The sequence below is a fragment of the Corynebacterium sp. genome, assembly GCF_012837295.1.
GTDB lineage: Bacteria > Actinomycetota > Actinomycetes > Mycobacteriales > Mycobacteriaceae > Corynebacterium.
Window position 1 is genome coordinate 1 of the sequence record NZ_DURI01000014.1, and the last position, 4606, is coordinate 4606.

General features: G+C 71.2%; 5 protein-coding genes and 2 pseudogenes. 3 read left to right on the plus strand and 4 right to left on the minus strand.

What is annotated here, in order from left to right; genetic code table 11:
* A pseudogene (locus GX015_RS00440) lies at nucleotides 1-996 on the plus strand (hypothetical protein); the annotation flags it as partial.
* A gap of 67 nt (nucleotides 997-1063) precedes the next feature.
* Here GX015_RS00440 and GX015_RS00445 read toward each other — a convergent pair.
* The 4 genes from GX015_RS00445 to GX015_RS00460 all read right to left on the minus strand — a co-directional run bounded on the left by GX015_RS00445 (nucleotide 1064) and on the right by GX015_RS00460 (nucleotide 3856).
* Nucleotides 1064-1606 carry a sigma-70 family RNA polymerase sigma factor gene (locus GX015_RS00445; RefSeq protein WP_291341957.1) on the minus strand — a complete coding sequence of 181 codons (543 nt, stop codon included), beginning with the start codon at nucleotides 1604-1606 and terminating at the stop codon, nucleotides 1064-1066.
* A 7-nt stretch (nucleotides 1607-1613) separates the two neighbouring features.
* Nucleotides 1614-2060, minus strand: a complete 447-nt coding sequence (locus GX015_RS00450; protein ID WP_291341959.1) for a hypothetical protein — start codon at nucleotides 2058-2060, stop codon at nucleotides 1614-1616.
* 108 nt (nucleotides 2061-2168) lie between these two features.
* The gene (locus tag GX015_RS00455) at nucleotides 2169-3242 is read right to left on the minus strand and encodes a GNAT family N-acetyltransferase (protein ID WP_196775545.1); all 1074 of its coding nucleotides are present in this window, start codon (nucleotides 3240-3242) and stop codon (nucleotides 2169-2171) included.
* Nucleotides 3239-3856 (minus strand): peptide deformylase, encoded by a 618-nt coding sequence (locus GX015_RS00460; protein WP_291341962.1) that lies wholly within the window; start codon nucleotides 3854-3856, stop codon nucleotides 3239-3241. The genes GX015_RS00455 and GX015_RS00460 overlap by 4 nt, the downstream gene beginning before the upstream one ends.
* Before the next feature lie 58 nt (nucleotides 3857-3914).
* Between GX015_RS00460 and GX015_RS00465 the strand changes: the two genes are divergently transcribed.
* Together GX015_RS00465 and GX015_RS00470 are read left to right on the plus strand one after the other, a co-directional pair.
* Nucleotides 3915-4178, plus strand: a complete 264-nt coding sequence (locus tag GX015_RS00465; protein WP_046649572.1) for a DUF3263 domain-containing protein — start codon at nucleotides 3915-3917, stop codon at nucleotides 4176-4178.
* Between the two features lie 88 nt (nucleotides 4179-4266).
* A pseudogene (locus tag GX015_RS00470) lies at nucleotides 4267-4606 on the plus strand (hypothetical protein); the annotation flags it as partial.

Below are 4606 nucleotides of genomic sequence, written 5' to 3' on the forward strand. Positions count from 1 at the left end.
CGCGGCGCCCTGATGGGGCCGACGCGCCGGGCCGATGATGTCGTCGCCGGCGTCACCACGTGGATCGCCCCCGGTGCCATCGCGGCGGGCGCCGGCCCGATGGCGGTGTCGCCGATGCCGCCGGTCGGCCCGCACTCGCAGGCGCAGTCACCGGCGCCGGCACAACCGCCGACTCAGCCCCAGCCGCAGCAGCAGTTCCAGCCCCAGCAATTCCAGCAGTCGCAGCCGCAGATGCCGCAGCAGCCGTACCGCCCGGTGTCGAATCCCTACGGGCAGCAGCCCGGGCCGCAGAATGCCCAGCAGCACCAATCCCAGCCGCAGCAGTTCGCGGCGGTGCCCAGCTCCTCCGGCACCAAGTCCGGGAACTCGAAGACGCCGCTGATCGCCATCGGCGCGATCGCCGCGCTGCTGCTGGTCGGAGGCATCGCCTGGGCCGCCATGTCCGGCGGCGACGAAGGCGGCGAAGGCAACGGCAACGGCGGTGGAACCTCCACGGGGGCGTCGGAAAGCACCTCCCCGGGCGACGATGGCGGCGTCGCCATGACCGGCGCACCGTGGCCGAACCCGATGCCTGGCCCGTCGGACTACAAGGAGGCCACGGCGGCCGTCGATGAGCGCCTGCCCGATGGCCTGACCGATGGCCTGCAGCAGTGCAGCGCCACGGACACGTCGTTGAGCATCGGAATGGGCGGCGAGCGGGTGCCCGGGTACCTGTGCGGCTACGAGTCCGACGTCGGAAACGGCCGGGGCCCGAACATCTTCGACGTGATGCCGAACCCCGACATCATCGAGGTGGTGCGCAGCGCCGGAAAGCGCTCCTCCAGCGAGCTCGAGGAGCTGCTCAACGCGGACGGGAAGGCCATCTACCTCCACGACCGCGAGTCGTTCGCGTACTTCTACTACGTCGACGACGCCGGCGGGTACGTGTACGAGTCCGGCCACTTCGAAACGGCCGACGATGCCCGGGCGTTCCTGCGGGACCGGGGCCTGATCTAGGCCGGATCCAGGCGAGATCCAGGCTCCCGGGCCGGGCCTTGGCCCGGTTGTTCGCTGAGCTTTTCGCTCAGCCGAAGCCCGCCTCCACCAGCGCCGCCTTCAGTTTCGCGCGGCCGCGGTTGAGGCGGGTTTTCACCGTCGCCACGGCTACGCCCTGATGGTCGGCGATGTCCTGGTAGGTGAAGTCGGCGTATTCGCGCAGCACCACGGCCTCGCGGAACTCCGGCGGCAGCGTCGCCAACGCGGAGCGGACCACGTCGACGGTGGTGACGCGTTCGGAGACGCCCGGCGCCCGGTCCACCTCGTCGTCGCCGGCATCGGCGTCGGGGGTGTCGCGGCGCTTGCGCACCAGCATCAGGGCCGCGTTGGCGGCGATGCGGTGCATCCAGGTGGAAAACCGCGCGTGGCCCTCGAACCGCTCGAGATTGCGCCACCCGGCGATGAGCGCGTCCTGCAGCGCGTCCTCGGCGTCCTGCCGGTGCGACGTGATGGACAGGCACACGGCCCACAGGTGATCGCGGTGCGGAGCCACCAATTCCCGGAACGCCCCCGAATCGCCCTCGCGGGCGCGGGCCACCAGGTCGAGTTCCACATCGCGGTCGCGGCTCATGGGCGGGTCACCACTCCATTTCGGGGTCGGCTTCGCCGATGCTTGACGACGGCTCGGCGGTCCCATCATCCACCGTGCCCGCGCCGAAACCGTCGAGGTCGTCGGCGTGGGCCGCGGCCGTCGGGTCGTCGATCAGCTCATCGGGGAGGTCACCGGCGAAATCGTCGAGGTCGCCGTGGCCGTTGCCGGCGGTGGCAGGTGAATCATCGGCGGTGACGGGCGAATCGTCGGCGGGGGAGTCGAGGGGGTCCGCGGCGTCGTCGGCCAGGGCGATGGAATCGAGGTCGTCGTCGGCCATCGCATCGGCGGGGGAGTCGGCGGGCACGATCGAATCGTCGACGCCGTGGGCGTCGGCGCTGACGGCGTAGTCCAGCAGCCCGTCGAAGACGTCGTCGTCGAGGTGCATCGGCGCGGTCTCGGCCAGATTCAGATCCGGATGGTTGTCGTCGAACATGGCACCTCCCTTTCTGGAGGGGGATTATTCCATGGTCCGCGCCCGGAGGGAACGCGGTTCATGGCCTGTCGCCGGTGAGATGCGGCGGGAACGCGGAATGTTCCCGCCTCACCCGTTCCACACCGCGTAGCGGTGGCGGTGGTGCTCGGTGAACCCGAGACTGCGGTACAGGGCGACGCCGGCGTCGTTGCCCGAGACGACCTGCAGGTAACATTCGTCGGCGCCGTTGGCCGCGCCCCAATGCATCATGTGCAGGCCCATCAGCGTGCCCAGGCCGCGGCGGCGCAGGTCCGGGGCGACCTCGACGGCGGAAAAGCCCAGCCAGCGGCGGCCGTCGCCGGATTCGGTGAGCGTGCCGCGGGTGATCGCGACGGTGCGGGATTCCCCCGCTTCGCCGTCGACGACCAGCCGCCCGAAGGACATCCGGCCGTCGATGTCCTCGCGCAGCAGCTGCAGCGCCCGGCGGGGCAGGGCCTTGCCGCGGAAGTGGTACAGGTCCAGCCAGGCCTCGTCGGGCTGGTCGAGGACCTCGGCCCGGATGCCCGGCAGCGACTCCGGCGCGGTCGCCTCCGGCAGGTCGGCGGCGGAGCGCGTCATGACGATGATGTCCGGCCCGATTTCCCAACCCTCGCCCGCCACCAGCTGCTCGGCGGGCCGGCAGATGCGGTCGGGCACGGCGATGCGCACCGGCAGATCATGCCGGGCGTAGAAGGCACGGATGTCGTCGAGCGGCACCGGCGACGTCCCCGCACCCGGGCCGATGGGCAGCGCCGAATTGGACCGCTCGGTGATGCCGTCGCCGGCGCGCATCAGCCACTGGCCCGCCCACGTGTGCTCGATGCCGGGAAACGCCTTCGCCGTGGCGGTTTCCACCGCGCGGATGTCGGAGTTGCGCACCACCTGGTCCGGCAGCGCCTTGACCACCAGGACGTTGTACGGGGTGAAGTCGATCGCGTCCGGTTCCTCGCCGGGGCCGGCGTGGCTTTTCGACGATGGCCGCACGATCAGCGGATCCAGCGACTCCACGTGGCCGATGACGTCGGTGACCTTTTTGCCCGACGCCGCGGCTTCCTCGGCGGTCAGCTCGCGGCGAACGATGACGCGGCGGCCCACCGCCACGTCGCCGACGCCCCAGCGGGAAGTGGGCAGGCCCGGTTGTTCCGGGTATTCGGGAAGGCTCACGCGTCGTCCTCCCGGCCCTTGTCCAGCGAATCCGGCTCGTCGTGGCCGAAGGGATCCTCGTCGACGCCGGGCGTCCACGTGATGCCCGCGACCGTCCACCCCTCGTGCTTGATCTCCTTCTTCGCACGGCGCTTCCACCGGCCCGTCAGCACGTCGGTGTACAGGAAACCGTCGAGGTGGCCGACCTCGTGCTGCAGGCAGCGGGCCAGCAGGCCGGTGCCGACGACCGTGACGGGCTCCCCGTTTTCGTCGACTCCGGTGACGGTGGCGTGCTCGGCGCGGGCCGTCGGAAAGCTCAGTCCCGGGACGGAGAGGCAGCCCTCGTCGTCCGAACCGTCGTCCTCCGGCATGCCCTTGGGGATCTCCGAGGTGTCCAGCACCGGGTTGATCACGCAGCCGCGCCGGAACTCGCCCGACTCGTCGGGGCAGTCGTAGACGAACAGGCGCAGGTCGCGGCCCACCTGATTCGCCGCCAGGCCCACGCCGTTGGCGGCGTCCATGGTCTCGTACATGTCGGCGATCAGCTCCGACAGCTCCGACACGTCGCCGGTGACGGGGCGGGTCGGATTGTGCAGGACGGGATCGCCGCAGACGACGATGGGCAGGATGGTCATGGGGCAATTCTACGCGGCGGGTTCCGGCCGCCCGGGCGCCCCGTGCTTTAGTGGAGGGATGGACGGGGACGACAGGGACGGGACCAGCGCTGCCGAGGATTTCCTCCGCCGCGCGCTGGCCTTCGAGCGCCGGTGGTCGGCGAGCGTGCGGCGCGGGCCCCGGCAGGCCGGGCGCCGCGAGGAGGCAATCCGCGCCGAGTTCGGCATGGGCGCCGTGCGGTACCACCAGCGCCTGAACCTGCTGCTGGACACCGCAGAGGCGGAGGCCGCGGACCCCGTCACCGTGCACAGGTTGCAGAGGCTTCGCGACGGGTCGGCGTAGGCCAGACGGAGGGTGCGGTGGAGCGGCCGGCGGAGCATCTCTCAACCTTTACTTAACAGTTAGGGGCATTGGTCGTTACGATGGGGGCGTGACCGACGTACATGACCAGAGCAACTTCCCCCGCCCCGGCCGCCACCGCAGCGCCGACGACAGGGACGCAGACCTCCGGGATGCGCCCGCCGACGACTACGACGACGACTTCCGCGAGGACGACCGCGAGGGCCGCCCCGCCGACACCGGCGGCGGCATGCCCCTGCGCGGCCTGGCCATGATCTGCATCTTCATCGGCGTCTGCCTGATGGGCTGGGGCCTCTACGCCTGGACGTCCGGCACCGACGACGACGCGGCCGCTGGTGCCGGCGACGACGGGGTCCGCGCCGAGGCCGGCCAGAACCCGGCGAACGCCCCCGCCGGCGACCCCGCGGATC

Excerpts from the sequence above, each read along its gene's own strand:
- GX015_RS00460 (WP_291341962.1), bottom strand. The coding sequence starts at position 3,856 with ATGACCATCCTGCCCATCGTCGTCTGCGGCGATCCCGTCCTGCACAAT.
- GX015_RS00450 (WP_291341959.1), bottom strand. The coding sequence starts at position 2,060 with ATGTTCGACGACAACCATCCGGATCTGAATCTGGCCGAGACCGCGCCG.
- GX015_RS00465 (WP_046649572.1), top strand. The coding sequence starts at position 3,915 with ATGGACGGGGACGACAGGGACGGGACCAGCGCTGCCGAGGATTTCCTC.
- GX015_RS00445 (WP_291341957.1), bottom strand. The coding sequence starts at position 1,606 with ATGAGCCGCGACCGCGATGTGGAACTCGACCTGGTGGCCCGCGCCCGC.